Here is a 25,362-nt window from a genome sequence, read left to right as displayed (position 1 = left end):
TCTCCCGTCTCCTAGGCGTGGCGGCCGTTCCTGTCGCCCCCGGGCAGCCAGTCTAGGGGCGCAGGCTCACAGGGATACGAGGGTCACCTCGGTTGCCTTCACGCTCGACCACACGGCCGCGCCCTCCACCAGGCCCAGCTCGGCCGCCGCCTGCGGGGTGACCTCCGCGATCAGGTCGGGCGACTCGGCGGACCCGATGAGCACCCGCAGCCTGCTCCCGCTCGCCGTGATCTCCCGCACGGTGCCGGACCAGACGTTGCGGGGGCTGCCGTCGGGGCGCTTGCGGTGCACGGACACCGACTCCGGCGCGATGATCGCCAAAGCCCGGCTGCCCTCGCGCAGTTGCTCGGCCGCGACGATCCGCCCGCCGCCGGCGAGGACGAGACCGTCGCCGCTCGCCTCCCCGGCCCACGCGTTGCGGCCCAGCATCCGGGCCACCCAGGGGGAGCGCGGATTCCGGGTGACCTCGGTGGGCGGCGCGTCCTGGAGGGTGCGCCCGGCATCCAGGACGAGGACGCGGTCGGCCAGCGAGACCGCCTCGACCGGGTCATGGGTGACGATCAGGCAGACCCCGGCGAACCCGGCCAGGTGGGTGCGCAGGGTGTGGCGGACATGGGCCCGGGTGGTCTGGTCGAGGGCCGCGAGCGGCTCGTCCAGGAGCAGCAGCCGGGGGCGGGCGGCGAGCGCCCTGGCCAGGGCGACGCGCTGGGCCTGTCCGCCCGAGAGCTGGGCGGGCCTGCGGTGGGCGAGGTGGCCGACACCGAGCCGGTCGAGCCAGCGCTGGGCGGCGGCGCGGGCCTCGGCGCGGGCCACACCCTGGGCGCGCAGCCCGTACGCCGTGTTGGCGAGCGCGGTCAGGTGCGGGAACAACGCGCCGTCCTGGGGCACCCAGGCGACCCCGCGTTTGTGCGGCGGCAGCGCGGTGACGTCGAGGTCGCCGAGGCGCAGTTCGGCGTGGGCGCGCGGGGTGAGGCCGAGCAGGGCCCGCAGCAGGGTGGTCTTGCCGGCGCCGTTCTCGCCGACGACGGCGATGGTGATGCCGGGGTCCGCCTCCAGTGTCAGCTCGTTGAACCCGGTCACTTCGGCGTGCAGCGACCAACTCGCCGCGGAATCAGCAGAGTTGAGGACTTCGGCGGGCTGTGGGGCCCGCCCGGCCTCTTCCGGCTCGCTCAGGGGGGAGCCTCCCTGGGTTACGGAGCCGGAGCCGGCCGGAGCCGTCAGCCCCGGGGCGGAATCCGGCGTGGAGGGATCCGCAAGTGCGGCGTCGGCAGGAGCCCCGCCCCGTACCGAGCCGCTCCGCACCGAGGCGGAGCCCGTCCAGCGGCCGCGCAGGGCCACGAGCACCGCCATGGCGATGGCGAGCAGGAGCAGCGAGACCGAGGTGGCGGCCTCGGGGGAGTCCTGGAGGAGGAGGTAGACCTGGAGCGGCAGGGTCTGGGTGGTGCCGGGGAGGTTGCCGGCGAAGGTGATGGTGGCGCCGAACTCGCCGAGCGCGCGGGCCCAGGTGAGTGCCGCGCCCGCCGCGAGACCCGGCGCGACCATCGGCAGGGTCACGGTGAGGAAGACGCGGAACGGGGAGGCGCCGAGCGAGGCGGCGGTCTCCTCGTAGCGGGGCCGCAGTCCGCCGAGCGCGCCCTCCAGGCTGATCACCAGGAACGGCATCGCGACGAAGGTGGCCGCGACCACGGCGCCGGAGGTGTGGAAGGGGAGGGTGATCCCGAAGGTGCCCTCCAGCCAGGGGCCCAGCAGGCCGCGCCGCCCGAAGCCCAGCAGCAGGGCGACGCCGCCGACCGTGGGCGGCAGCACCATCGGCAGCAGCACGAGCGAGCGCACCAGGGCCTTGCCGGGGAAGTCGACGCGGGCGAGCAGCCAGGCCAGGGGCACACCGAGAAGAAGGGAGAGGCCGAGCGCCCAGAACGAGACGACCAGCGAGAGCCGCAGGGCTTCGGTGACATCGGGGCCGGTCAGGTGCGTGCCGAGTTCGCCCCACGAGGTGCGGGCCAGGATGCCGAGGAGCGGCATCAGCAGGAACGCGATGGCGAGCAGCGCGGGCAGGGCCAGCGCGGCGGGTGGGCGCTGGCGGGTGCGGGAACGGCTGCGAGTCATGGAGGTCCCCGGTGGCCTGAGGGCGCGGGGCCTGCCCGTCCGGCGCGAACAGGCAGGCCCCGCAAGGGAGTTGGAGCGGTTGCGGACGAGGGAGCCGCAGGGGTTACGGCTGCTGGAAGCCGGCGTCCTGGAGGATCTTCTGCGCCTCGGGGGTGGACAGCCACTTCACGAAGGCAGCCGCGGCGTCGGCGTTCTTCGAGGTCTTGAGGGTGGCGGCCGGGTACTTGGCGACGGCGTTCTGCGCGTCCGGGATGTCGACCGTGTCGACCTTGCCCTTCGCGGAGGCGGCGTCGGTCTTGTAGACGATGCCCGCGTCGGCCTCGCCCAGCTCGACCTTGCTGAGTACGGCGCGGACGTTCGGCTCCTGGGAGACCGGCTTGACCGTGATCTTCTGGGCGTCGAGGACCTGCTTGCTGTAGCGGCCGACCGGCACCTCGGGGGCCGCGAGGACGACCTTCAGGTTGGTGTCGGACAGGTTCTTGAGGCCTTCGACCTTCTTCGGGTTGCCCTTGCCGGTGGCGATGACCAGACGGTTCTTGGCGATGATCGACGAGTCGTTCACGTCGGCCTTCAGGCCGTCCATGGTCTTGGTGTCCGCGGTCACCAGGGCGTCGGCGGGCGCGCCCTGCTTCACCTGGGCGGCGAGCTCCTGCGAACCGGCGAAGGAGAACTTCACGTGGGTGCCCGGGTGCTCCTTCTCGTAGGCCGCGCCCGCCGCCTTGAAGACGTCGGTGAGCGAGGACGCCGCGAGGACGGTGAGCTGGGCCGCCTTCGGCGCCGAGCCGGAGCTCCCGGACGGGGACGCGGTCTTGTCGCTTCCGCTGTCCTTGCCGCTACTGCTGCTACTGCTGCACGCGGCGGCCAGCGGGATGAGCAGGGCGGCGGAGACGACGGCCGTGGCGGCGCGGCGGCGCTTGGTGCTGAGAGCCATGACAGACATGGATGGTGCTCCTTCGGATGCTTGACGAGCCGCGCCGGAGGTGAGGGCTTCCCCTGCTTGCTGCCCTCGGTGGATGTCCGACGGCCGGATGTCCGATTGGCCGGATGTCCTGCGAGGAGCCAGGGGTGGGGAAGGGCGACGCCGCGGGGACGTTCGTGAGTGGCCGGATATCGACCTAGGTGCGGTCGACGTGCACGCTGGTGGACTTCACCCGCGCGGTGGCCTGCATGCCCACCTCAAGGCCCAGCTCTTCGACGGCCTCCCGGGTCAGGAGGGAGACCAGCCGGTGCGGACCGGCCTGGATCTCGACCTGGGCGGCGACGTCACCGAGCTTGACGGCGGTGACGATGCCGGGGAAGGCGTTGCGGACAGAGGTGTAGGGCACCTCTTCCTCGCTGTTGGAGGACTGGCCGACTTCGATGGAGAAGGCGGCCAGATCCCGCCCGTCGATGAGTCGGCGGCCGCCTTCGTCGCGATGGGTCGCGACGCGGCCGCCGTCGGCCCAGCGGCGCACGGTGTCGGGACTGACGCCGAGCAGACGCGCTGCCTGGCCGATGGTGTAGGACTGCATGTGCGACAAGATAGGCGGCTTCACGCCGCATATACAAAGGGTCCGGCGGAACGTACGCCGTAGGTGCAGAGCCGAATGGATGAAGGTCCAAGCTGATCGTCCCGCCCGGTGTGGGCCCTGCGCCCCGGCGCCTCAGCCGTGGGCCCGCGGCCCGCGGGACCTTGTGCCCCGCCCCGCGCGGCGGGCGTCCCGGCCGGGCGGGCGAGGGATCAGGGCCAGACCAGGCAGTACGGCTGGTGCCCCGCCTCGTGCAGCCGATGCGAGAAGTCCTGCCATTCGTGCAGGAGCTGATAGACGTTGAAGGCGTCGCGCGGTCCGCCGCGGTCCGGGACCGTGGACCAGATGAAGGCGGCGGCGCCGACCGTCTCCTCGCCGACGCCGCGCAGCGGGTCGACCACCGTCATGGGGAGCTTGACCACCGCGTAGTCGGGGTGGAGGACCACGAGTTCCAGCGGCGGGACCTTGTGGAGCGGTATGCCCTGGATGCCGGTGAGGACCATCGCGGCCATCGTCTCCGGTTTGATCTTGGTGAACATGCCGCCCATGCCCAGCTCGTCACCGCCGAGCTCCTCGGGGCGCATGGTCACGGGCACCCGGGCAGCGGTCGCGCCGTCCGGGGCGCCGAAGTACTTGTAGGTCACCCCCACCCGGCCACTTCCGTTCCCCGCCCCTGCGCCGTCCCCGACCCGGTCGATCCGGTCCTGGGCGTCGCGTCGCCGGTGCCGTCCCCGACGGTGGGCGCGCTCGGGACCCCGGTCATCGGTCCCTTCGCCCAGTCCGCCACCGCGATGCATATCCTTCACCCGACTGCTTGTAGCCCGACTGCTTTGTAGAGGGCGCGGCCCCCACCGCGCAACCCGATCATCCGCCGATGCAACTCGATCATCTGCGGATCATCGTGTCATTGACCTCCCCCGCGCGGGTGCGGTGAAACACCAGTCCGCAAGATCGCCCGGCCCTCTGCCACCATGGCGTGTGTGAGCTATCCGTACGAATACGACGCCCCAGTTTCGCAGAACCTCTTCGACCGCGCGTCCGCCGTGACGCCCGGCGGCGTGAACTCCCCCGTCCGTGCCTTCCGGGCCGTGGGCGGTACGCCCCGGTTCATGGTGTCCGGTACGGGTCCGTACCTGACCGACGCCGACGGCCGCGAGTACGTCGACCTGGTGTGCTCGTGGGGCCCGATGATCCTCGGGCACGCGCACCCCGAGGTCGTCGCCGCCGTGCAGGAGGCCGTCGCCCGCGGCACCTCCTTCGGCACCCCCGGCGAGGGCGAGGTCGCGCTCGCCGAGGAGATCGTGGCCCGGGTCGAGCCGGTCGAGCAGGTCCGCCTGGTGTCCTCCGGCACCGAGGCGACCATGTCCGCGATCCGCCTGGCGCGCGGCTTCACCGGCCGTGCCAAGGTCATCAAGTTCGCGGGCTGCTACCACGGCCATGTGGACGCGCTGCTGGCCGCCGCCGGTTCCGGGGTCGCCACGTTCGGCCTCCCCGACACCCCCGGGGTCACCGGCGCGCAGGCCGGCGACACGATCGTGCTGCCGTACAACGACCTTGACGCGGTGCACGCGGCGTTCCACGCCAACCCGGGTGAGATCGCCTGTGTGATCACCGAGGCCTCGCCCGGCAACATGGGCGTCGTCCCGCCGGCGGACGGCTTCAACGCGGGCCTGAAGGCGGCCTGCGCCAAGAACGGCGCGCTGTACATCTCGGACGAGGTGATGACCGGGTTCCGTACGTCCAAGGCGGGCTGGTTCGGCGTCGACGGCGTCGTACCGGACCTCATGACGTTCGGCAAGGTCATGGGCGGCGGCTTCCCGGCCGCGGCGTTCGGCGGCCGCGCCGACGTCATGGGCCATCTCGCCCCGGCGGGCCCCGTCTACCAGGCGGGCACGCTCTCCGGGAACCCGATCGCGACCGCCGCCGGCCTCGCCCAGCTGCGGCTGCTCGACGACGCCGCGTACGCGAAGGTCGACGCCGTCTCGCGCGAGATCCAGGCGCTGGTGACCGGAGCGCTCAGCAAGGAGGGCGTGGCCCACCGGCTGCAGACGGCGAGCAACATGTTCTCCGTCTTCTTCACGGCCGACGAGGTCCGTGACTACGACGACGCGAAGAAGCAGGAAGCGTTCCGCTTCAACGGGTTCTTCCACTCGATGCTGTCGCAGGGCGTGTACCTGCCGCCGTCGGCGTTCGAGTCCTGGTTCGTGTCGACCGCCCACGACGAGCGCGCGATCGAGCGCATCGCGGCCGCGCTGCCCGCCGCCGCCCGTGCCGCAGCGGAGGCCACCGCATGAGCGAGAACAGCAACGGCGCGAGCGACCTCACCGTCGTGCACCTGATGCGCCACGGCGAGGTGCACAACCCCGACGGCGTGCTCTACGGGCGCCGTTCGGGCTACCACCTCTCCGAGCTCGGCCGGCAGATGGCCGACCGGGTCGCCGAGCACCTCGCGGGCCGCGACATCACGCATGTCGTCGCCTCCCCCCTGGAGCGCGCCCAGGAGACGGCGAGCCCGATCGCCAAGACGCACGGCCTGGACCTCGCCACCGACCCGCGGCTCATCGAGGCGGGCAACGTCTTCGAGGGCAAGACCTTCGGGGTCGGCGACGGCGCCCTGCGCAAGCCCGCCAACTGGAAGCACCTGACGAACCCGTTCCGCCCGTCCTGGGGCGAGCCGTATGTCGAGCAGGTCGTACGGATGATGGGCGCGCTCGAAGCGGCGCGCGACGCGGCCCGCGGGCACGAGGCGGTGTGCGTCAGCCACCAGCTGCCGATCTGGATCGTGCGCAGCTTCGTCGAGAAGCGGCGCCTGTGGCACGACCCGCGCAAGCGGCAGTGCACCCTGGCCTCGCTGACCAGCTTCACCTATCAGGGTGACCGGATCGTGTCCGTGGGCTACAGCGAGCCCGCCCGCGATCTCGTACCGGCGCATCTGCTGGCCGGTGCCAAGCCGGTCAAGGGCAAGTCGAAGGCCTTCGGCGCCTGACGCGTCCGGCCGGCCGGACGTCCCCGGCCGGCCAGCCGGCCCGTGCTGCCCAGCGAATCCAGCAGGTCAGCCCGCCCGCACACCCCCCGCCTCGCCACCCCGCACCCCACACCTCGTACGGTTTACGAAGATTTGTGCGAGCCGTGGGGAACCATCCCTGTTCCTCCCGGCATCTCACAGATTGCCCAACTGCGGTGACGTACTTGGGCTTCGAGGACGACGAGACGACGGTGCAAAGCGATGGGAACGGACGGGCTTATGCGGGAGATCGGCCGGAATGTCAGCCGAAGGGGCGTGCTGGGACTGGGTCTGGGGGCCGCGGCCGCGGCCGGGCTGTCCGGCTGCGGCACTTCGGGCGGTAGCGGATCGGGCGGCAAGGGCGGCGACGATCAGGCCGCCAAGAAGGCCGACGCGAAGCTGATAGGCGACGGTTCCACTTCGGACACCGGCAAGCAGCCGCACCAGCCCGACAAGCCCGTTCCGCTCGAACCCGGCCAGACCCCGCCCCAGTTCGTCGTCTTCTCCTGGGACGGCGCCGGAGAAGTCGGCAACGGCCTCTTCCCGCGCTTCCTCCAGCTCGCCAAGGACCACGGCGCGGGCATGACGTTCTTCCTCTCCGGCCTCTACCTGCTGCCCGAGGGCAAGAAGCGGCTCTACCAGCCGCCGAACAACCCGGTCGGCGCCTCCGACATCGGCTACCTCTCCGACCCGCACATCAAGGAGACGCTGAAGTACGTCCGCCAGGCCTGGACCGACGGACACGAGATAGGCACCCACTTCAACGGTCACTTCTGCACCGGGCGCGGCACCGTCGAGCACTGGACCCCGGCCCAGTGGCAGAGCGAGATAGACCAGGCGATCGACTTCGTCACCAAGTGGAAGACCAACACGGGCTGGACGGACGAGGACCCGCTGCCGTTCGACTACAAGCGCGAGCTCACCGGCGGCCGCACCCCCTGCCTGCTCGGCCAGGACAACCTGCTGCCCACCGCGCAGAAGCTGGGCTGGCGCTACGACGCCTCCTCGCCCGGCGGCACCCAGGTCTGGCCGGTCAAGCGACATGGCCTGTGGGACCTGCCGCTCCAGCAAATACCCTTCCCCGGGCATTCCTTCCAGGTCCTGTCGATGGACTACAACATCCTTGCCAACCAGTCGCAGAATTCGACCAAGGCGCCGCCGGCCAACTATCCCGGCTGGCGCAAGCAGGCCACCGAGGCCTATCTCGCCGGATTCAAGCGCGCCTACGAAACCAATCGCGCGCCCTTCTACATCGGAAACCACTTCGAGCAGTGGAACGGCGGCATCTACATGGACGCCGTCGAGGAGGCGTTCAAGGGCATCGTGGCGAAGCGGGACGAGAAGAAGGATGTGAGGCTCGTCTCCTTCAAGCAGTACTGCGACTGGCTCGACGTACAGGACCCGAAGGTGCTCGCCAAGCTCCGTACGCTCGGTGTGGGAGAGGCCCCCGCCGGTGGCTGGAACGCGTTCATGAAGGCTGTTTAGACCTTCCTGACAAGGGGCTTTACGGGCACTCAGGGGGGCGCGGAAGATCCCCGAAACCGCCATGCGAAACTTTTCACATGTCCGTGAGTCCTGCCTTCCGACGCCGTCGCACCCTGACGCTGGCCGCGGCTGCCGCGGCCGCCGGTGCGCTGACCCTGACGGCCTGCGGTTCCGGTGGTACGTCCGGTGGTTCCGGTGACACCAAGTTCGTCACCGGTACCGGCGGCATCGCCACCGTCGCCAAGGGCGACCGCCAGAACGCCCCGGAGCTGTCCGGCGAGACCGTCGACGGCAAGCAGCTCGACGTCGCCTCCCTCAAGGGCAAGATCGTCGTGCTGAATGTGTGGGGCTCGTGGTGTGCGCCCTGCCGCGCCGAGGCGCCGTATCTGGCCAAGGTCTCCAAGGAGATGAAGGCCAAGGGCGTCGAGTTCGTCGGGATCAATACCCGCGACACCGACAAGGGCCCGGCCCAGCAGTTCGAGAAGGAATTCGGGGTCGACTATCCGAGCCTGTACGACCCGATCGGCAAGCTCATTCTGCGTTTCCCGAAGGGCAGCCTGAATCCGCAGGCCATTCCGTCGACGATTGTTCTCGACAAGAACGGGAAGATCGCCGCACGCGCCCTGATGGCGCTCGACGACACCAAGCTGCACCAGATGATCGACCCGCTGATCGCGGAGAAGTGATCGCGTGATGGCACTGGCCGCCGTCGGCGGAATGAATGAGACGGTCTTCAGCGGGGCCCTTCTGGTGGCCCTGCCGGTCGCCGTACTCGGCGGCCTCGTCTCGTTCTTCTCGCCCTGCGTACTGCCGCTGGTCCCCGGCTATCTCTCGTACGTCACCGGAGTCACCGGCACCGATCTGGCCGAGGCGCGGCGCGGCCGCATGGTCGCGGGCGCGAGCCTGTTCGTGCTCGGCTTCACCGCGGTCTTCGTGTCCGGCGGCGCGCTGTTCGGCTACTTCGGCCGGAACCTCCAGGAGTACGGCGACACGCTCTCCAAGGTCCTCGGCGTCCTGATGATCCTGATGGGCGTCTTCTTCATGGGCCTCATGCCGTGGATGACGCAGCGCGAATTCCGCGTCCACAAGCGGCCGGTGACGGGTCTGGCGGGAGCGCCGCTGCTCGGCGCGCTCTTCGGCATCGGCTGGACGCCGTGCCTGGGCCCGACGCTGACCTCGGTGAACGCGCTGGCGATGGACCAGGCGAGCGCCGGCCGCGGGGCGATACTGACGGTCGCGTACTGTCTCGGCCTCGGGCTTCCGTTCGTGCTCGCGGCGGTCGCCTTCCGCAAGGCGCTCGGCGCCTTCGGCTGGGTCAAGAAGCATTACGTATGGGTGATGCGGATCGGCGGCGGCATGATGATCGTGACCGGTGTGCTGCTGCTGACCGGGGCTTGGGCGGAGCTCGTCCAGCAGGTACAGGGCTGGTCCCAAGGCTTTCAGGTGGGTGTCTGACGCATGAGCAAGACCGAATCGACTCCCGAGCCGGACCTCGGCGCGGCCGGGGCGCAGCTCTCGACCGCGCCCACCGAGGAACGGTCCAACGGGCCGGTCGGCATCGGCGTCCTCGGCTGGATCCGCTGGTTCTGGCGGCAGCTGACCTCGATGCGGGTCGCGCTGATCCTGCTCTTCCTGCTGTCGCTCGGCGCCATCCCCGGCTCGCTGATCCCGCAGACCAGCGTGGACGAGATGAAGGTCGCCGACTTCCAGAAGCGGCACGACACCATCTCGCCGATCTACGAGAAGCTCGGCCTCTTCCACGTCTACAGCTCGGTGTGGTTCTCCGCGATCTACATCCTGCTGTTCGTCTCGCTCATCGGCTGCATCGTGCCCCGCACCTGGCAGTTCGTCGGCCAGCTGCGCGGCCTGCCGCCGGCCGCGCCCGGCCGCCTGACCCGGCTGCCCGCCTACACGACGTGGCGCACCGAGGCCGAGCCCGAGCAGGTCCGCGAGGCCGCGCTCGCCATGCTCAAGAGGCGCCGCTTCCGCTCCCGGATCAGCGGGGACGCGGTTGCCGCCGAGAAGGGCTATCTGCGCGAGGCAGGCAACCTGATCTTCCATGTCTCGCTGATCGTGATCCTGGTGGCGTTCGCCACCGGCCAGCTCTTCAAGTCCGAGGGCGGCAAGCTGATCGTCCAGGGCGACGGGTTCTCCAACACGCTCACCCAGTACGACGACTTCAAGTCGGGCTCGCTGTTCGACACCGAGGACCTGGCGCCGTTCAGCTTCACCCTGGACCGGTTCGACGCGTCGTACGAGCGCAGCGGGCCCGAGCTGGGCACGGCCCGCGAGTTCAAGGCGCACCTCACCTACTCCGAGGGCGCCGACGGCAAGCCGCAGCAGAAGGTCGTCGAGGTCAACAAGCCGCTCGTCGTCGACGGTTCCAAGGTCTACCTGCTCTCGCACGGCTACGCGCCGACGGTCACCGTCAAGGACGGCCGGGGCAAGGTCGTCTTCCAGGGCTCGGTGCCGCTGCTGCCGATGGACAACAACCTCACGTCCAGCGGCGCCATCAAGGTGCTCGACGGCTACCGCGACGCCAAGGGCAACAAGGACCAGCTCGGTTTCGCCGCGTTCTTCGTGCCGACCTTCGGCGGCAAGGGCACCGGCGCGACCCAGATGTTCTCGAAGTTCCCCGCGCCCGACTTCCCGGTGCTCAACATCGGCGCGTACCACGGCGACCTCGGCCTCGACTCGGGCCTGCCGAAGAACGTGTACCAGCTGGACACCGGCAGCCGTTCCATCAAGCCCTTCAAGGACGCCCAGGGCAACATCCTGAAGAAGCTGCTGCTGCCGGGCGAGAGCCTCGAACTGCCCGACGGCGCCGGGTCGATCACCTTCGACAAGGGCCCCATCAAGCAGTGGGCGAGCTTCCAGATCTCCCACCAGCCGGCCAACGGTCTCGCCCTCACCGGCGCGATCGGGGCCATCGCCGGCCTCGCCGGCTCGCTGTTCATCCAGCGGCGCCGGGTCTGGGTCCGGGCCGTCAAGGGCGACGACGGAGTGACCGTCGTCGAGATGGCCGGGCTCGGCCGCAGCGAGTCCGCGAAGCTTCCCGAGGAGCTGGCCGATCTCGCGGTCACGCTCATCCCGCAGGCGCCGACCGCGCCGGATCCCCAACCCGAATCCTCAGTTGTTCCTGCCGAAGGGGCTGAGAAGTGAATCTCGCCGCCACCACCAATGAGAGCCTGGCGCACACCAGCAACTACCTGATCTATTCGTCGATGGCCGTGTACATGCTGGCCTTCTTCGCCAGCATGGCCGAGTGGCTCTTCGGCAGTCGCAGCAAGGTCGCCCGTACGGCTGCCGCGCTGACCGGCGGCGCTCAGGACGCCAAGGACGTGGGCACCGTCAAGGTCGAGGTCGCCACCAAGGGCGGCACCGCCGTCCTGGAGCGCCCCAAGATCGTTACGCGTTCCACGAGCGGCACCCGCGACGTGCCGGACGGCCCCGGTGCCTCCGGCGGTGACGAGAAGGGCGACCTCTACGGCCGTATCGCCGTCTCCCTGACGGTGCTCGCCTTCCTCATCGAGTTCTCCGGTGTGCTCACCCGCGCGCTGTCCGTGCAGCGGGCGCCGTGGGGCAACATGTACGAGTTCAACCTGACCTTCTCCACGGTCGCGGTCGGCGTGTACCTGACGCTCCTCGCGCTGAAGAAGAACGTCGGCTGGCTCGGCCTTCCGCTGGTCACCACGGTCCTGCTCGACCTCGGCCTCGCGGTCACGGTCCTCTACACCGCCAGCGACCAGCTGGTCCCGGCGCTGCACTCGTACTGGCTGTGGATCCACGTCTCCACCGCGATCTTCTGCGGCGCGGTCTTCTACGTGGGCGCGGTCGCCACGATCCTCTACCTCTTCCGCGACCGGTACGAGGCGAAGCTCGCGGAAGGCGGCAAGCCGGGCAACTTCGCGACGTCCGTCATGGAGCGCCTGCCGGCCGCGTCCTCGCTGGACAAGTTCGCGTACCGGGTCAACGCGGCGGTCTTCCCGCTCTGGACCTTCACGATCATCGCGGGCGCGATCTGGGCGGGCGACGCCTGGGGCCGCTACTGGGGCTGGGACCCCAAGGAGGTCTGGTCCTTCATCACCTGGGTCGCGTACGCCTGCTACCTGCACGCCCGCGCCACGGCCGGCTGGAAGGGCCGCAAGGCGGCGACGCTGGCGCTGATCGCGTTCGGGTGCTGGCTGTTCAACTACTACGGCGTGAACATCTTCGTGAACGGAAAGCACTCCTACGCCGGGGTGTGAGTCGGTACCCCGGTGCGGGCCAGCACCAATGCAGCCAGGGGCGCGGGGAACTGCGCGCCCAGCCAGCCACGGTCCGCAGCCGAACGAATCCCCCGGAGGGTTGAGGGAAGGGGCGGGGAGGGGCCAAAGCGGGGTCTGGGGCGGAGCCCCAGCGCACTCGTACCCGGCCCTACTCCTCGCCCCGTTCGCGCCGCTTCAGCTCTTCCTCCCGGCGCCGAAGGTCCGCCTCCCAGTCCTTCAGCAGCGCCTCGTCCTTCTTGTTCTCCTCCCCGAGGGAGGCAAGGAAGGCCGGGTTGTCGTCGGGGGCGGTCCAGCGCCCCCCAGGGTTCCCGCCGCGCACCTTTCCCGCCGCCAGCCACGCGACCGGCCCGATCAGAACCTCGCCGAAGAGCAGGATGATGATGATCCACACCACCTTGGGGAGGCCCTTGACCTCTTCCTCCGGGGTGTTCAGGCAGTCGATGAACGCGTAGATCCACAGCGCCAGGACCAGCAGGAATGGCAGATACCTGAGCATGGTTGGAGGGTCCCCCCGGGAACGGTTGCGGGCCGTGCCTCGGCCCCGGTGACCCGGCCAGGGTATCGGGTGCCCGATACTTGACCCCATGGCTTACGACGATCTCCGATCGCTGCTCAGGGCGCTGGAGCGCGAGGGCGACCTCAAGCGCATCAAGGCCGAGGTCGACCCGTATCTCGAAGTCGGCGAGATCGTCGACCGGGTCAACAAGGCCGGCGGCCCCGCCCTCCTCTTCGAGAACGTCAAGGGCGCCTCGATGCCCCTGGCCATGAACGTGTACGGCACCGACCGCCGCCTGCTCAAGGCGCTCGGCCTCACGTCGTACGAGGAGATCAGCGACAAGATCGGCGGGCTGCTCAAGCCGGAGCTGCCGCAGGGCTTCGTCGGCATCCGCGAGGCGTTCGGCAAGCTCGGCTCGATGGTGCACGTGCCGCCGAAGAAGGTGAAGCAGGAGGCCGCGCCCGTCCAGGAAGTCGTCCTGAAGGGCGACGACGTCGACCTCGACCAGCTGCCCGCGCTGTTCACCTGGCCCGAGGACGGCGGCTCCTTCTTCAACCTGGGCCTCACCCACACCAAGCACCCCGAGACCGGCGTCCGCAACCTCGGCCTCTACCGCCTCCAGCGCCACGACAAGCGCACCATCGGCATGCACTGGCAGATCCACAAGGACAGCCGCAACCATTACGCGGTCGCCGCCAAGAAGGGGGAGCGGCTGCCGGTCGCGATCGCCTTCGGCTGCCCGCCGGCCGTCACGTACGCCTCGACCGCGCCGCTGCCGGGCGACATCGACGAGTACCTCTTCGCCGGGTTCATCCAGGGCAAGCGGATCGAGATGGTCGACTGCAAGACGGTGCCGCTCCAGGTCCCGGCCAACGCAGAGGTCGTCATCGAGGGCTGGCTGGAGCCGGGCGAGATGCTGCCGGAGGGCCCGTTCGGCGACCACACCGGGTTCTACACCCCGCAGGAACCGTTCCCCGCGCTGACGATCGACTGCGTGACGATGCGCAGGCGCCCGCTGCTCCAGTCCATCGTGGTCGGCCGGCCCCCGACGGAGGACGGCCCCCTCGGCCGCGCCACCGAGCGGTTCTTCCTGCCGCTCCTCAAGATCATCGTGCCGGACATCGTGGACTACCACCTGCCGGAGTCGGGCGGCTTCCACAACTGCGCGATCGTCTCGATCGACAAGAAGTACCCCAAGCACGCACAGAAGGTGATGCACGCGATCTGGGGCGCGCACATGATGTCGCTCACCAAACTGATCGTGATCGTGGACGCCGACTGCGACGTCCACAACCTGCACGAAGTGTCCTGGCGGGCCTTCGGCAACACCGACTACGCCCGCGACCTCACCGTCGTCGAAGGCCCGGTCGACCACCTCGACCACGCCTCCTACCAGCAGTTCTGGGGCGGCAAGGCGGGCATCGACGCGACCGCGAAGTGGCCCGAGGAGGGCTACACGCGCGACGGCGGCTGGCCGGCGATGGTCGAGTCGGACGCGGATACGGCGGCGAAGGTCGACCGCCGCTGGAAGGAGTACGGGCTCTAGTGAGCGCTTCAGCCGCAGCAGTCCCGCAGCCGGGCCGCACCAAAGCCTTCCTGCGCCTCGTCATGATCGAGCACTCGGTCTTCGCGCTGCCCTTCGCCTACACCGCCGCGCTGACCGCGATGTTCCAGCTCGACAAGAACATCCACTGGGGGCGGCTGCTCCTGGTCACCGTCGCCATGGTGGGCCTGCGCACCTTCGCGATGGCCTGCAACCGGATCATCGACCGCGAGATCGACGCCCGTAACCCGCGCACCGCGGGCCGCGAGCTCGTCACCGGGGCCGTGTCGGTGCGCTCCGCGTGGACGGGCGCGCTCATCGCCCTCGTCGTGTTCCTCGGCGCGGCCGCCGCGCTCAACCCGCTGTGCCTGGCGCTCGCCCCCGTGGCGGTGATCCCGATGGTGGTCTATCCGTACGGGAAGCGGTTCACCAACTTCCCGCAGGCCATTCTCGGGCTCGCGCAGGCGATGGGCCCGGTCGGCGCCTGGATCGCGATCACCGGCTCGTGGTCGTGGGACGCGGTGATCCTCGGTCTCTCCATCGGCATCTGGATCGGCGGCTTCGACCTGATCTACGCCTGCCAGGACGTCGAGGCCGACCGCGGCCACGGCGTGAAGTCGGTCCCGGCCCGCTTCGGCATCCCGGCCGCGATCCACGGTGCGCGCGGCTGCCACTCCCTGACGATGGCGCTGCTCGTCTGGTACGCCCTCGCCACCGGCGCCGGGTTCTTCTTCTGGCTGGGCCTGCTCATCGTGCTCGCGGCGTTCCTCTACGAGCACACCCTGGTCAAGCCGCACGACCTGTCGCGCCTCAACCGGGCGTTCTTCCAGGTCAACGGCTTCATCGGGATCGCCCTGTTCCTCTGCGCGCTGCTCGACCTGCTGGTGCGAGGTCTGACGGTCTGACACCTGGCCCAGACCTGCGGGCGGGCCGCCGGATAGGCTCGGACACGTGGAGCACGTGAACGTACACAGTCAGCAGCGCACGCCCTGGGTCGTCGGCGTGTCGGGTGCCTCGGGGACGCCGTACGCGGCGGCGGTGCTGCGTGCGCTGCTCGCGGCCGGGGAGAGCGTCGACCTGGTGGTGTCGCGCGCCTCGCGCCTGACGCTGCTCGACGAGACCGGCATCGCGTTCCGCGACGCGCACTGGCAGGACGACCTGCGGGCGTGGCTGGCGCGGGGCGCGGACGGAAAGCCGGACACCTTCGGGGCGCTCGACTTGTCGGACGTACGGCACTGGGCGGCCGGGGATCTGGCGGCCGGGCCCTCGTCGGGCTCGTACTCCGTGAAGGGGATGCTGATCGTGCCGGCGTCGACGGCCTGTGTGGCCGGGGTCGCGCTCGGGCTGTCGAAGGACCTGTTGCAGCGGGCCGCGAGCGTGACGCTCAAGGAGCGGCGGAAGCTGGTGGTCGCGGTGCGCGAGACGCCGCTGAACGGACAGACGCTGCGGCACCTGGTGACGCTGGACGAGGCGGGCGCAGTGGTGCTGCCCGCCTCTCCGGCGTTCTACGCGGGGGCGACGCACATCCAGGATCTGGTGGACTTCGTCGCGGGGCGCGTACTGGATGCGGCAGGGGTGCCGCACGGCCTGTACCGCCGTTGGGAGGGAGAGCTAGGTGGAGGCTCTCGCGGTAACTAGCGCTTCTTGGCGGTGCGCTTGGCGGCGCGGGGCTTCGTCGCGGAGGGCTGGTGGGCACGGGACCGGTTGGCCAGGTCCTGAAGCTCGCGCATCCGGGCGTAGGCCATCTCGATCGTGTACACGGTGACAACTCCTGAAAGATCGTCTTTGATCTGCTGGAAAATTATGCAAGCAGCTGAATGATTCGCAGGGTGTTGGCCCTGCATGCCTTAGATTCTACACTTAAACTCGCGGTATCGCTGAACAATGGAAGGCTTCAGGCATATGGACGCCGTCGATAGGCAGCTCATCCAGGCACTGCGCGAGAACGGCAGGGCCTCGTACGCGGAACTGGGCCGGCTCGTCGGGCTCTCCGGCCCCAGCGTCACCGACCGCATCAACCGGCTGGAGGCCGCCGGTGTCATCACCGGATACCGCGCCACGGTCGACGCGGCCTCGCTCGGCCTCGGTGTCACCGCGCTGATCGGCATCTCGCTCTCCGACGCCGCCGACCACGAGGACGTGGCCCGGCGCCTGCGCGACCTCGCCGAGATCGAGGACTGCTGGTTCATCGCGGGCGACGACTCGTACATGCTCAAGATCCGGGCCGGCGACGTGGACGGCCTGGAGAAGACGATCCGCCGCCTCGGCTCGACCAAGGGCGTCTCGCGCACCCGCACCACGATCGTGCTCTCCACGAAGTGGGAGAACCGGGTCGGGGAACTTCCCGAGTAGGGCGGGGCGTACCTTTGGTGGAGCCTGAAAGACACACGTATGGGAGGCGGCCTTGATGGACGCGGGACTCAAGCGCGAGCTGGAGCAGAAGGTCCGGGCCGGTGAGCGGCTCAGCCGCGAGGACGGCATCGCGCTCTACGCGTCGGACGATCTGGCCTGGCTCGGCGGGCTCGCCCACGAGGTGCGCACGCGTAAGAACGGCGACGTCGTCCACTTCAACGTGAACCGTCACCTCAACATGACCAACGTGTGCACGGCGTCGTGCGCGTACTGCTCGTTCCAGCGCAAGCCGGGCGAGAAGGACGCGTACACGATGCGCATCGAGGAGGCCGTCCGCCTCGCCAAGGCGATGGAGAACGACAACCTCACCGAGCTGCACATCGTCAACGGGCTCCACCCCACGCTCCCTTGGCGCTACTACCCGCGCTCGCTCAAGGCCCTCAAGGAGGCGCTGCCGAACGTCGGCCTCAAGGCGTTCACGGCGACCGAGATCCACCACTTCGAGACGATCTCCGGGCTCACCGCCTCCGAGATCCTCGACGAGCTCATCGACGCGGGCCTCGAATCGCTGACCGGCGGCGGCGCGGAGATCTTCGACTGGGAGGTCCGCCAGCACATCGTGGACCACCGCACGCACTGGGAAGACTGGTCGCGCATCCACCGCCTCGCCCACGAGAAGGGCCTCAAGACCCCCTCGACCATGCTGTACGGGCACATCGAGGAGCCGCGGCACCGCGTCGACCACGTGCTGCGCCTGCGCGAGCTCCAGGACGAGACCGGCGGCTTCCAGGTCTTCATCCCGCTGCGCTACCAGCACGACTTCGTGGACATGCAGGACGGCAAGGTCCGCAACAAGCTCCAGGCGCGTACGACGATGGCGACGGGCGCCGAGTCGCTCAAGACCTTCGCCGTCTCCCGCCTCCTGTTCGACAACGTGCCGCATGTGAAGTGCTTCTGGGTCATGCACGGCCTGCAGACCACCCAGCTCGCGCTCCAGCACGGCGCGGACGACATGGACGGCTCGGTCGTCGAGTACAAGATCACGCACGACGCCGACAACTACGGCACGCCGAACAAGCTGACCCGGGACGACCTGCTCGACCTCATCCGCGAGGCCGGCTTCCGCCCCGTCGAGCGCAACACGCGGTACGAGATCATCCGCGAGTACCCGGGCCCGGACACGGAGCTGCGCGAGACGCCGCAGGCCATGCGCTTCTGAACCGGTTCTCCTCCATGGCACTCACGTTCCGGCTCGACCCGCCCGTCACGCCCGCCCTGCGCGACGGGCTGCTCGGCCTGTGGACCGACGTGTCCAACGCGGACGGGGCCGTCGGGTTCGTCCCGCCGGTCTCCGTCGAGGACGTACGGCCCGAACTGGTCAAGCACTTCGTGGCGATGGCCGAGGGCCGGATGCGGCTGCTCGTCGGGTTCGACGAGGCCGGTCGGGTCGCCGCCACCGCGTTCATCGCGTACAACACGCACCGGCTCATGACGCACTGGGTGTGGCTGTACACGGTCATGGTGCATCCCGCGCACCAGGGCAAGGGGTACGGCCGCGACCTGATGGCGGCGACCGCCGACGCGGTACGGGGGCTCGGCGGGCCCGGCGGCTCCGGCGGCATCGAGGCGATCCGGCTCACCTGCCGGGGCGGCACCGGCGTCGACCGCTTCTACGGCTCCTGCGGTTACAAGGAGGTCGGGCGGGTGCCCGGCGCGATCCGGGTCGCCGACGGGGACGACCGGGACGACATCATCATGCTGCTGCCCCTGACCTGAGGCCCGTGCCCGCTGAACTGATCCATTTGTGGGCGTGCTTCACTAGTCGGGCAGGGGCCACCGTAGAGAGAAGGTCAGTCGTGAACGCCGCAAAGCCGAGCGCCACCATCTGGTACACCATGCTGCGCGTGGGGATCTTCATCGGCAGCCTGGTCTTCGTCGGCCTGCTGGTCCAGTTCGGCGTGCTGCCGAAGGGGCTCGGCCACTCCAACTTCATCTGGGTGATCCTGCTCGCCCTCGTCATCTCCGCGCCGCTCAGTTTCGTACTCCTGCGCAAGCAGCGCGACGCGATGTCCGCCCAGCTCGTCAACAAGGTGGAGAACGCCAAGGCGAAGCTGGAGGCGAACCGGTCGCAGGAGGACGGCGTCGTCCAGTAGGCGCGACCGGTAGGCGGGACGCCTCGCGTCAGCCACCTCACAACCCCGGCGGGCCCGGGTCCGGAGCACACCGCTCCGGACCCGGGCCGTCGCTGTTTTCCAGCCCTCGCGGTCCGTTGCGGAGTGGCTTGCGGTCATCCCGGGGTAAAAGAACTGCTTTGAGGTTCTCAAAGTTCAAGTGTTAACGTGTTCGACATGACGACAGCAGCTGTGCACCAGCACCCCACCGGCGGAGCCGTTCCGCTCGTGGCGCGTCTGCATGTCGACCTCTGCCGCTGCATGTCCGCGGTCTGTTGCCGCGACGTCTGACCCCGGCATCATGCGGCGGTGTCCCCAGCGTTACGTGACCGGTCCACGCCGACCAGTCCCTTGTGAACGGGCGCCGCGCTCATCCGAACCGAACGTCCGCGTGTCCGCACGCGCGGAACGTCCGAACGTCCCCGTCTTCGCTCACCAGGGAGTGTTTCCGTGTCCTCCGCGACCGCCCAGGAGAAGCCCAAGCGAGGCTTCTCCATATCGTCCAAGTTCCCCTTCTGGGCCCAGATCATCGCGGGTCTGGTGCTCGGTGGCCTGCTCGGCTGGCTGGCCCGCAGCCAGGACGTCGGCTGGCTCAAGGACACCCTTGAGCAGATAGGCAGCATCTTCGTCCAGCTCCTGAAGCTGGCCGTCGCGCCGCTCGTCTTCTTCGCGATCCTGGTGTCGATCACCAACCTGCGCAAGGTCAACAACGCCGCCAGGCTCGCCACGCGCACCCTGCTCTGGTTCATGATCACGTCGTTGATCGCGGTGGCGATAGGCCTGGTCATAGGCCTGCTCACCAACCCGGGTTCGGGCACGGGCCTGACCCCGAAGGACGGCAAGCTCCCGAAGCACACGGGCTCGTGGCTGGACTTCCTGACGGGCATCATCCCGACGGACGTGGTCACCCCCTTCACCGAACTGAACGTCCTGCAGATCGTCTTCATGGCCGCCGTCGCCGGCATCGCGCTGCTCCAGCTCGGCGAGAAGGCCAAGCCGATCCTCACGCTCAGCGAGGCCGTCCTCGAACTCCTCCAGAAGGCCCTGTGGTGGGTCATCCGGCTCGCCCCGCTCGGCACGCTCGGCCTCATCGGCTTCGCCATCGCCGACTACGGCTGGGACCTCATCGGCAAGTACGCCACCTTCACCGCCGACGTCTACATCGGCTGCGCCCTGGTGATGTTCGGGGTGTACCCGCTGCTGCTCGCCACCGTCGCCAAGGTCAACCCGATCCAGTTCTTCAAGGGTGCCTGGCCCGCGATCCAGCTGGCCTTCGTCTCCCGCTCGTCGGTCGGCACGATGCCGCTCACGCAGAAGGTCACCGAACGGCTCGGCGTGCCCAAGGAGTACGCGTCCTTCGCGGTGCCGTTCGGCTCGACCACCAAGATGGACGGCTGCGCCGCGATCTACCCGGCGCTGGCGGCGATCTTCATAGCCCAGATCTTCGACGTGCACCTGGGCGTCGGCGACTACGTCCTGATCGCCTTCGTGTCGGTCATCGGCTCGGCGGCGACGGCGGGCCTCACCGGCGCCACGGTCATGCTGACCCTGACCCTCTCCACGCTGGGCCTGCCCCTGGAGGGCGTCGGCCTCCTGATGGCCATCGACCCGGTGTTGGACATGATGCGTACGGCTACGAATGTGGCGGGCCAGGCGCTGGTGCCGGTGATCGTGTCGGCCCGGGAGAACATCCTGGACCACGACGCCTTCAACTCGGTGCACGTCTCGCCGGGCGAGGACGACTACGGCGTTCGCGAGGCGGAGCCGAAGGAGGCCGTCGCGGCCGCGGCCTGAGCACCTCGCTCGACCTCGCTTCCGAGACGCCCGCGCCCCGCTTGTCGGGGTGCGGGCGTCTGGTGTCTCAGACCCTTTCAGGGCGGATGGCCAAGCGCCCGGGCGGCCGGTCCCGACCGCCCTCTCGCACCCTGGCGCGGAGCCCACTTGACGGACATGAGTGTGCCGCTCAAGCCGCGCGCGACGCCGTATCCGGAAGCGCGGAAGGGCCGGATTCCTGCCGTACCGATGCGGCCGCCGAACGCAAATACGTACCCAAATCCCTTATGGCCAGGCCAAGTTGAATTGTGCCGGATCGGCCGGACGCATCCGTTACGCTCCGACCGCTCCACGCCTAGGGTGAGGGAGCTCGATCAGACCCGTACACCGTCCTGACCTGGAGGCTTTCATGCCGATCCTGCCCGATGGCGAGTACCTGATCAAGAACGCGGCCGAAGACCTGTACGCGGACGTCTCGGGCGGGAGCCCGCACCCCAACACGCCCGTCATCGGCTGGCCGCTCAGCAAGGAGCCGAACCAGAAGTGGCGGCTGACCTGCATCAACGGCATCAACGAGTTCCACATCAGGAGCTCGCTCAGCACCGGTGAGGCGTTCTTCGCGCTGAGCGCCCTGCGCATCTTCCCGCCGCGCATCGCGGTGCAGCCGTTCCCGGAGCGCTGGTCGATCGAACCCGTCGGTGAGCACCTGTACCGCATCGCCTTCCCGTACATGGACGGCGTCGTGACACTCCCCGACGGCCAGAAGGGCACGCAGCTCACCCTGCAGCCCTTCGAGGGCCTCCGCTTCCAGAAGTGGATCTTCGAGCAGGCCTGAGTCGGGCCGACAGCGCGGCCGCACCTTTACCCGAAGGGGGTGCGGCCGCGCTGTTGTGCCCAGGCACGGACCTCCGGAAATCCCATTCGCCGGGCCGGAATTCGCCGGGTAACCTCACCACGGTTATACAAAAGCGAGCAAAGGTAAAAAGTGGTGGGGACTGCAGGAAAGTACGCCGTACCGGTTCTCGGGGCGGTGCTTGCCGTGAGCCTTTCGGCCTGCGGGGGCGGGGACGGCGGCAAGGGTGCCGACGGCAAGAAGGACGCCAAGAGTGCCGCGAGCAGCGCGCCTAAGAGCGCGGACCGCCGCGACGCGAAAGCCGTGATCTCGGCCGCCGCCAAGAAGACGTCCCAGGTGACGGCGTTCAAGACCGTCCGGACGACGAAGAATCCTCAGGACGACAAGCGCTCCGAGCAGGCCTGGCGCAAGAAGCCCGCGCCGCTCACCGCCGTCAGGGCCACCGACAACAAGCCCGGTACGCCGGGCAAGGAGACGTACAGCATCGTCACCGGCGGGTTCGTCTACACCAAGACCGACCAGGTGCCCGCGACCGGCAAGAGCTGGTTCAAGATCGAGACCAAGGCGGGTACGGATCCGAACCGGGTCGAGGGCCTGCTCCCCGACTACCTCGGCGCCCTCGGCGCCACGAGCGCCACGAAGTGGGTCGGCGACGAGGCCGTCGGCGGCCACCCCGCCGACCACTACCAGGCGACCGTCGTCATGGCCGACCTGGCCAAGTACGACGGGCCCGCCATGGACGACGTCAGCCGGGACGGGTACGTCGCCGACGCCAAGCAGGCCGGCAAGACACAGGTCGTCCTCGACGTGTGGGTCGGCAAGGACGACCTCGTCCTGAAGTCCCAGGAATCGGGCAAGGGCAAGCAGGGCGACGAGGTCGTGACCGAGGAGTACTCGGACTACGGCGTCGACCCCAAGGTCGAGGCCCCGCCCGCGTCGGCAGTCCTCACCTGGGACGAGTACATGGCTGCCCTTTCGAAGGGCTGAGCGTCCCTACTGCTTGGCGTAGGCGGTGAACGCCGCCCAGCTGGCGGGCGCCACCGCCAGTTGGGGGCCCTGGGGGTTCTTCGAGTCCCTGATGTGGATCGTGGTGGGGTGGGCGGCGATTTCTATGCACTCGCCGCCACCTCCGCTACTGTGGCTCGATTTGCGCCAGTGGCAGGCGACCTCGATGCACTGGCCGCCCTCGCCATCGCTGTAGCTGCTCTTGAACCAGGCAAGTTCCTTGGTTTTCATAGTGCTTTCAGCATCTCCTCGATCAGAGACATTGATCTCCGGGGCGTTAGAGCCTGCGCCTGCATGATCCCATAACGCTCGCTGAAGACGCGGACTTCTTCAGGCTCAGTGATCAGGCGCGGATGCCCGTGGATCTCCATGTAGGCCACCTGCTGGCGACCCTTGGGATTGAGCAGGGTGAACGCGCCGCTCAGGCTCGGGTGTTCCTCGCGATCGGTCGGCATCACCTGTAGCTGGACAGTCCTCAGATCTCCGATCCGCAGCAACTGGCGTAGCTGTCCTGCTTGGACGGTTCGGCCGCCGATAGGTCGTTGCAGAACGCTCTCCTCCAGAATGAAGCTGAACGTAGGCGCAGGCCAGCGCTCGAAGATCTGCTGCCGCGCCAAGCGGTCCGTAACGCGCTTCTCGATAGTCGCGTCATCCAGCAGGGGGCGCCGGTGAGTGAAGACTGCCCTCGCATAGTCCTCGGTTTGGAGCAGCCCGAGAACCGCCTGCGTGCTGTAGTCATACAGCGCCACAGCCTTCGCCTCGGCCTCCGCATAGTCCCGGAACCAGTCCGGGTGTCGGGTCCGGGACCTGGCCAGGGCCTCTCGTACGTCCGGTACGGCTGCCTTCAACACGCCGTCGGCGCCCAGGATTTCGTCTACTCGCTCAAGAAACTCCGGCTGCGGGGTGCGTACGCCGCGCTCGATCGCCGAGATCAGGTCCTCCCCGTAGCTGACCATCGCGCCGAGCTCTCGTTGGCTCAGTCCCGCCTGTTCGCGGAGCACCTTGATCTGTTTGCCCAGCGCCTTGAAGAGGTGGGCCGTGCCGTCCGATTCGACCGGGCGCTCCGGTCGAGCCTCCTGGTTCATGCCCCGCACCTCCCGGTTACGGCCGACGTCCCGTACAGCGCCCGGCCCGGGGGCGTACAGCCCGCCGGGGTCGTGGTTGTACCCCTGTTCAGGCTACGCACACCTCGTCACGCTCGGTGACATGAATCCCCAATCCGCCGTCACGGCAACCGAGTTCGTCCAGAGAGTCAGCAGCACGCGGCGCGGCGCGCGGCTCGCCCGGTGGCTGGCTGTGCAGCAGTTGGACGCGTGGGGGATCCCTTACGGGAGCCCGCGTTCCGATGCCGCCGCTCTTGTCGTCGCCGAGTTCGCTGCCAATGCCGTGACCCACGGTCATGTGCCGGGGCGGGACTTCGAGTTGCGGCTCACGTTGGGGGAGTTGTTGCGGATCGAGGTGAGTGACGCGCGCGGAGAGAGCGAGCCCGTCGGATCTGGGCCGGTCACGGAGGATTCCGAACGCGGGCGCGGGCTGTTGCTCGTGGCCGCCGTCGCCGTGGCCTGGGGCGTGAAGGCGCGGCCCGGTGTCGGCAAGGTCGTCTGGGCGGAGCTCCATCCGCGTGATGAAGGGGTGGGGGTCATGTAAAGGGACGGTCAAGGGCGGCATAGCATGCGGGTGACTATTTCTGGCTTTCTTGGGTAACCGGGGGAATCACATGAAGTTCACGCGCATATCGGCGCTCGTCGCGTCCGCGGCCATCGCGCCGGCTGTTCTGCTCGCCTCTCCTGCGTACGCTGCCGACGCCAAGGCGCCCGCCGTCTCGGCGCCGGACGCGGGGACGAAGACGGCCGACGGGCAGGCGGAAGCCGACAAGGCGGAGATCCTGCGGCTGATGGCGGCCAAGGGCGCGGGGACGGGCATCAAGGAAGAGGGGGCCAAGGCCATCTCTGGTGGTCCGGCTGCCATGCGCAAGTTCCTTGAGGTGGATCAGTACGAGGTCCGCTTCCAGGACGACCGGGTGCGCGTGGCTCAGATCATCAGCGTGGGCGGGCGTTCGGTGCGGGAAGCCGGGAAGGCGGCGCTGAACGTGAGCACCCGTGAATCCATCAAGGAGTTCCTTGAGGTCGGCCAGTTCAAGGCGCGCATCATCGACAATCGCGTCCTCGTCAGTCAGATCATCAACGCCGGTGGTCCGGGTGTGAAGGCGGCCGGGATCAAGGCGCTCCAGGGTACGCCCGAGGATGTGCAGGCCTTTATCGACAAGGGGCAGTACGAAGCCCGCATCATCGACAACCGGGTGCTGGCCACTCAGATCGCCAGCAAGGGCGGCCCCGCCGTGAAGGCAGCTGCGAGGAAGGCGCTCAACGGCACCCCCGAAGACGTTCAGGCATTCCTCGACAAGGGGCAGTACGAGGCCCGCAAGAAGGACGAGGCCGACGCCGCTGCCGCGAAGGACAAGGACAAAGACAAGGACAAGGGCAAGAAGGACGACGGGAAGAAGGGTGAGGGCGAGCCCAAGCCCGACGCCTCCAAGGAGGCCGACAAGGGCGCCGGTGCTGCCGTCGGCACCGGCTCGGGTGACAAGGGAGGCAAGGCTGTGACCGCCGCCTCCCAGAGCACCCCTGCCGGGGGCACCTCCCTCGCCTCCACCGGAGCGGGGTCGGCGCTGCCTTGGGCTGCTGGGGGTACCGCCGTTGCCCTTGCGGGCGGTGCGGGGATCCTGGTGGCCACGCGTCGCCGTCGCGCTGCGGAGTAGGCGCCGGCTGCGGGGCGCCGGGGGATTGCGCAGTTCCCCG

General features: G+C 69.0%; 27 protein-coding genes. 19 read left to right on the top strand and 8 right to left on the bottom strand.

What is annotated here, in order from left to right; translation table 11 throughout:
* Positions 1 to 66 precede the first annotated feature (66 nt).
* From ABD346_RS35610 to ABD346_RS35595, 4 genes are all read right to left on the bottom strand, one after another.
* A complete protein-coding gene (locus tag ABD346_RS35610; RefSeq protein ID WP_344380456.1) occupies positions 67 to 2,106 on the bottom strand; it encodes an ABC transporter permease in 2,040 nt (679 codons plus the stop codon).
* A gap of 103 nt (positions 2,107 to 2,209) precedes the next feature.
* On the bottom strand, positions 2,210 to 3,037 hold the full coding sequence (gene modA / locus ABD346_RS35605; protein ID WP_344380503.1) for a molybdate ABC transporter substrate-binding protein: 828 nt from the start codon (positions 3,035 to 3,037) through the stop codon (positions 2,210 to 2,212).
* Between the two features lie 184 nt (positions 3,038 to 3,221).
* Positions 3,222 to 3,617, bottom strand: a complete 396-nt coding sequence (locus tag ABD346_RS35600; RefSeq protein WP_344380455.1) for a TOBE domain-containing protein — start codon at positions 3,615 to 3,617, stop codon at positions 3,222 to 3,224.
* Positions 3,618 to 3,826: 209 nt separating this feature from the next.
* Positions 3,827 to 4,411 carry a hypothetical protein gene (locus tag ABD346_RS35595; protein WP_189968883.1) on the bottom strand — a complete coding sequence of 195 codons (585 nt, stop codon included), beginning with the start codon at positions 4,409 to 4,411 and terminating at the stop codon, positions 3,827 to 3,829.
* A gap of 174 nt (positions 4,412 to 4,585) precedes the next feature.
* On the opposite strand from ABD346_RS35595, the gene hemL reads away from it, so the two are divergent.
* From hemL to ccsB, 7 genes are all read left to right on the top strand, one after another.
* Positions 4,586 to 5,908, top strand: a complete 1,323-nt coding sequence (gene hemL / locus ABD346_RS35590; protein ID WP_344380454.1) for a glutamate-1-semialdehyde 2,1-aminomutase — start codon at positions 4,586 to 4,588, stop codon at positions 5,906 to 5,908.
* Entirely contained in the window at positions 5,905 to 6,600 is a 696-nt protein-coding gene (locus ABD346_RS35585) for a histidine phosphatase family protein (RefSeq protein WP_344380453.1), read from the top strand. The genes hemL and ABD346_RS35585 overlap by 4 nt, the downstream gene beginning before the upstream one ends.
* 258 nt (positions 6,601 to 6,858) lie before the next feature.
* Positions 6,859 to 8,103: a polysaccharide deacetylase family protein gene (locus ABD346_RS35580; RefSeq protein WP_344380452.1), complete on the top strand. Its 1,245-nt coding sequence runs from the start codon at positions 6,859 to 6,861 to the stop codon at positions 8,101 to 8,103.
* Between the two features lie 77 nt (positions 8,104 to 8,180).
* Complete coding sequence (locus ABD346_RS35575) at positions 8,181 to 8,789, top strand: TlpA family protein disulfide reductase (RefSeq protein ID WP_344380451.1); 609 nt, start codon at positions 8,181 to 8,183, stop codon at positions 8,787 to 8,789.
* 31 nt (positions 8,790 to 8,820) lie between these two features.
* Positions 8,821 to 9,558, top strand: a complete 738-nt coding sequence (locus ABD346_RS35570; protein WP_078966737.1) for a cytochrome c biogenesis CcdA family protein — start codon at positions 8,821 to 8,823, stop codon at positions 9,556 to 9,558.
* 3 nt (positions 9,559 to 9,561) lie between these two features.
* Complete coding sequence (gene resB / locus ABD346_RS35565; protein WP_344380450.1) at positions 9,562 to 11,265, top strand: cytochrome c biogenesis protein ResB; 1,704 nt, start codon at positions 9,562 to 9,564, stop codon at positions 11,263 to 11,265.
* Positions 11,262 to 12,350, top strand: coding sequence for a c-type cytochrome biogenesis protein CcsB (gene ccsB / locus ABD346_RS35560; RefSeq protein ID WP_344380449.1), 1,089 nt, complete (start codon positions 11,262 to 11,264; stop codon positions 12,348 to 12,350). Before resB ends, ccsB begins: the two co-directional genes overlap by 4 nt.
* Before the next feature lie 169 nt (positions 12,351 to 12,519).
* Here the strand turns inward: ccsB and ABD346_RS35555 are convergent, their stop codons facing one another.
* Positions 12,520 to 12,867: a PLD nuclease N-terminal domain-containing protein gene (locus ABD346_RS35555; protein WP_344380448.1), complete on the bottom strand. Its 348-nt coding sequence runs from the start codon at positions 12,865 to 12,867 to the stop codon at positions 12,520 to 12,522.
* Between the two features lie 88 nt (positions 12,868 to 12,955).
* On the opposite strand from ABD346_RS35555, the gene ABD346_RS35550 reads away from it, so the two are divergent.
* The 3 genes from ABD346_RS35550 to ABD346_RS35540 are packed head-to-tail and all read left to right on the top strand — an operon-like array spanning position 12,956 to position 16,048.
* The gene (locus tag ABD346_RS35550) at positions 12,956 to 14,413 is read left to right on the top strand and encodes a menaquinone biosynthesis decarboxylase (RefSeq protein ID WP_344380447.1); all 1,458 of its coding nucleotides are present in this window, start codon (positions 12,956 to 12,958) and stop codon (positions 14,411 to 14,413) included.
* Positions 14,413 to 15,315 carry a menaquinone biosynthesis prenyltransferase MqnP gene (gene mqnP, locus ABD346_RS35545; RefSeq protein ID WP_344380446.1) on the top strand — a complete coding sequence of 301 codons (903 nt, stop codon included), beginning with the start codon at positions 14,413 to 14,415 and terminating at the stop codon, positions 15,313 to 15,315. The genes ABD346_RS35550 and mqnP overlap by 1 nt, the downstream gene beginning before the upstream one ends.
* A gap of 46 nt (positions 15,316 to 15,361) precedes the next feature.
* Positions 15,362 to 16,048 (top strand): UbiX family flavin prenyltransferase, encoded by a 687-nt coding sequence (locus ABD346_RS35540; protein ID WP_344380445.1) that lies wholly within the window; start codon positions 15,362 to 15,364, stop codon positions 16,046 to 16,048.
* Here ABD346_RS35540 and ABD346_RS35535 read toward each other — a convergent pair.
* A complete protein-coding gene (locus ABD346_RS35535; protein WP_264199000.1) occupies positions 16,045 to 16,170 on the bottom strand; it encodes a hypothetical protein in 126 nt (41 codons plus the stop codon). The genes ABD346_RS35540 and ABD346_RS35535 overlap by 4 nt on opposite strands.
* A 142-nt stretch (positions 16,171 to 16,312) precedes the next feature.
* Between ABD346_RS35535 and ABD346_RS35530 the strand changes: the two genes are divergently transcribed.
* The 7 genes from ABD346_RS35530 (at position 16,313) to ABD346_RS35500 (ending at position 22,546) form a co-directional block, all read left to right on the top strand.
* Positions 16,313 to 16,762: an Lrp/AsnC family transcriptional regulator gene (locus ABD346_RS35530; RefSeq protein WP_053728817.1), complete on the top strand. Its 450-nt coding sequence runs from the start codon at positions 16,313 to 16,315 to the stop codon at positions 16,760 to 16,762.
* A gap of 55 nt (positions 16,763 to 16,817) precedes the next feature.
* On the top strand, positions 16,818 to 17,981 hold the full coding sequence (gene mqnE / locus ABD346_RS35525) for an aminofutalosine synthase MqnE (protein ID WP_344380444.1): 1,164 nt from the start codon (positions 16,818 to 16,820) through the stop codon (positions 17,979 to 17,981).
* A gap of 14 nt (positions 17,982 to 17,995) precedes the next feature.
* A complete protein-coding gene (locus tag ABD346_RS35520) occupies positions 17,996 to 18,538 on the top strand; it encodes a GNAT family N-acetyltransferase (RefSeq protein WP_344380443.1) in 543 nt (180 codons plus the stop codon).
* A gap of 80 nt (positions 18,539 to 18,618) precedes the next feature.
* The gene (locus tag ABD346_RS35515; protein WP_344380442.1) at positions 18,619 to 18,915 is read left to right on the top strand and encodes a DUF4229 domain-containing protein; all 297 of its coding nucleotides are present in this window, start codon (positions 18,619 to 18,621) and stop codon (positions 18,913 to 18,915) included.
* 468 nt (positions 18,916 to 19,383) lie between these two features.
* The gene (locus ABD346_RS35510; protein ID WP_344380441.1) at positions 19,384 to 20,727 is read left to right on the top strand and encodes a dicarboxylate/amino acid:cation symporter; all 1,344 of its coding nucleotides are present in this window, start codon (positions 19,384 to 19,386) and stop codon (positions 20,725 to 20,727) included.
* A 388-nt stretch (positions 20,728 to 21,115) separates the two neighbouring features.
* Positions 21,116 to 21,541, top strand: coding sequence for an RICIN domain-containing protein (locus ABD346_RS35505; RefSeq protein ID WP_344380440.1), 426 nt, complete (start codon positions 21,116 to 21,118; stop codon positions 21,539 to 21,541).
* 153 nt (positions 21,542 to 21,694) lie between these two features.
* Positions 21,695 to 22,546, top strand: coding sequence for an SCO4651 family lipoprotein (locus ABD346_RS35500; RefSeq protein ID WP_344380439.1), 852 nt, complete (start codon positions 21,695 to 21,697; stop codon positions 22,544 to 22,546).
* A 6-nt stretch (positions 22,547 to 22,552) separates the two neighbouring features.
* Here the strand turns inward: ABD346_RS35500 and ABD346_RS35495 are convergent, their stop codons facing one another.
* On the bottom strand, positions 22,553 to 22,795 hold the full coding sequence (locus ABD346_RS35495; protein ID WP_344380438.1) for a DUF397 domain-containing protein: 243 nt from the start codon (positions 22,793 to 22,795) through the stop codon (positions 22,553 to 22,555).
* Entirely contained in the window at positions 22,792 to 23,649 is an 858-nt protein-coding gene (locus ABD346_RS35490; RefSeq protein WP_344380437.1) for a helix-turn-helix domain-containing protein, read from the bottom strand. The genes ABD346_RS35495 and ABD346_RS35490 overlap by 4 nt, the downstream gene beginning before the upstream one ends.
* Positions 23,650 to 23,770: 121 nt before the next feature.
* On the opposite strand from ABD346_RS35490, the gene ABD346_RS35485 reads away from it, so the two are divergent.
* Positions 23,771 to 24,211: an ATP-binding protein gene (locus ABD346_RS35485; RefSeq protein ID WP_344380436.1), complete on the top strand. Its 441-nt coding sequence runs from the start codon at positions 23,771 to 23,773 to the stop codon at positions 24,209 to 24,211.
* A 70-nt stretch (positions 24,212 to 24,281) separates the two neighbouring features.
* On the top strand, positions 24,282 to 25,322 hold the full coding sequence (locus ABD346_RS35480) for an ALF repeat-containing protein (protein ID WP_344380435.1): 1,041 nt from the start codon (positions 24,282 to 24,284) through the stop codon (positions 25,320 to 25,322).
* Positions 25,323 to 25,362: the final 40 nt, after the last annotated feature.

It is taken from the genome of Streptomyces mauvecolor (genome assembly GCF_039532965.1).
Lineage (GTDB): Bacteria > Actinomycetota > Actinomycetes > Streptomycetales > Streptomycetaceae > Streptomyces > Streptomyces violascens.
This window is presented reverse-complemented; position numbering and strand designations above follow the sequence as displayed.

Bases quoted from the DNA above. Each gene is read 5' to 3' on its own strand.
- ABD346_RS35610 (WP_344380456.1), bottom strand. From the start codon at position 2,106: ATGACTCGCAGCCGTTCCCGCACCCGCCAGCGCCCACCCGCCGCGCTG.
- modA (WP_344380503.1), bottom strand. From the start codon at position 3,037: ATGGCTCTCAGCACCAAGCGCCGCCGCGCCGCCACGGCCGTCGTCTCC.
- ABD346_RS35600 (WP_344380455.1), bottom strand. From the start codon at position 3,617: ATGCAGTCCTACACCATCGGCCAGGCAGCGCGTCTGCTCGGCGTCAGT.
- ABD346_RS35595 (WP_189968883.1), bottom strand. From the start codon at position 4,411: ATGCATCGCGGTGGCGGACTGGGCGAAGGGACCGATGACCGGGGTCCC.
- hemL (WP_344380454.1), top strand. From the start codon at position 4,586: ATGGCGTGTGTGAGCTATCCGTACGAATACGACGCCCCAGTTTCGCAG.
- ABD346_RS35585 (WP_344380453.1), top strand. From the start codon at position 5,905: ATGAGCGAGAACAGCAACGGCGCGAGCGACCTCACCGTCGTGCACCTG.
- ABD346_RS35580 (WP_344380452.1), top strand. From the start codon at position 6,859: ATGCGGGAGATCGGCCGGAATGTCAGCCGAAGGGGCGTGCTGGGACTG.
- ABD346_RS35575 (WP_344380451.1), top strand. From the start codon at position 8,181: ATGTCCGTGAGTCCTGCCTTCCGACGCCGTCGCACCCTGACGCTGGCC.
- ABD346_RS35570 (WP_078966737.1), top strand. From the start codon at position 8,821: ATGAATGAGACGGTCTTCAGCGGGGCCCTTCTGGTGGCCCTGCCGGTC.
- resB (WP_344380450.1), top strand. From the start codon at position 9,562: ATGAGCAAGACCGAATCGACTCCCGAGCCGGACCTCGGCGCGGCCGGG.
- ABD346_RS35555 (WP_344380448.1), bottom strand. From the start codon at position 12,867: ATGCTCAGGTATCTGCCATTCCTGCTGGTCCTGGCGCTGTGGATCTAC.
- ABD346_RS35550 (WP_344380447.1), top strand. From the start codon at position 12,956: ATGGCTTACGACGATCTCCGATCGCTGCTCAGGGCGCTGGAGCGCGAG.
- ABD346_RS35530 (WP_053728817.1), top strand. From the start codon at position 16,313: ATGGACGCCGTCGATAGGCAGCTCATCCAGGCACTGCGCGAGAACGGC.
- mqnE (WP_344380444.1), top strand. From the start codon at position 16,818: ATGGACGCGGGACTCAAGCGCGAGCTGGAGCAGAAGGTCCGGGCCGGT.
- ABD346_RS35520 (WP_344380443.1), top strand. From the start codon at position 17,996: ATGGCACTCACGTTCCGGCTCGACCCGCCCGTCACGCCCGCCCTGCGC.
- ABD346_RS35505 (WP_344380440.1), top strand. From the start codon at position 21,116: ATGCCGATCCTGCCCGATGGCGAGTACCTGATCAAGAACGCGGCCGAA.
- ABD346_RS35495 (WP_344380438.1), bottom strand. From the start codon at position 22,795: ATGAAAACCAAGGAACTTGCCTGGTTCAAGAGCAGCTACAGCGATGGC.
- ABD346_RS35490 (WP_344380437.1), bottom strand. From the start codon at position 23,649: ATGAACCAGGAGGCTCGACCGGAGCGCCCGGTCGAATCGGACGGCACG.
- ABD346_RS35485 (WP_344380436.1), top strand. From the start codon at position 23,771: ATGAATCCCCAATCCGCCGTCACGGCAACCGAGTTCGTCCAGAGAGTC.
- ABD346_RS35480 (WP_344380435.1), top strand. From the start codon at position 24,282: ATGAAGTTCACGCGCATATCGGCGCTCGTCGCGTCCGCGGCCATCGCG.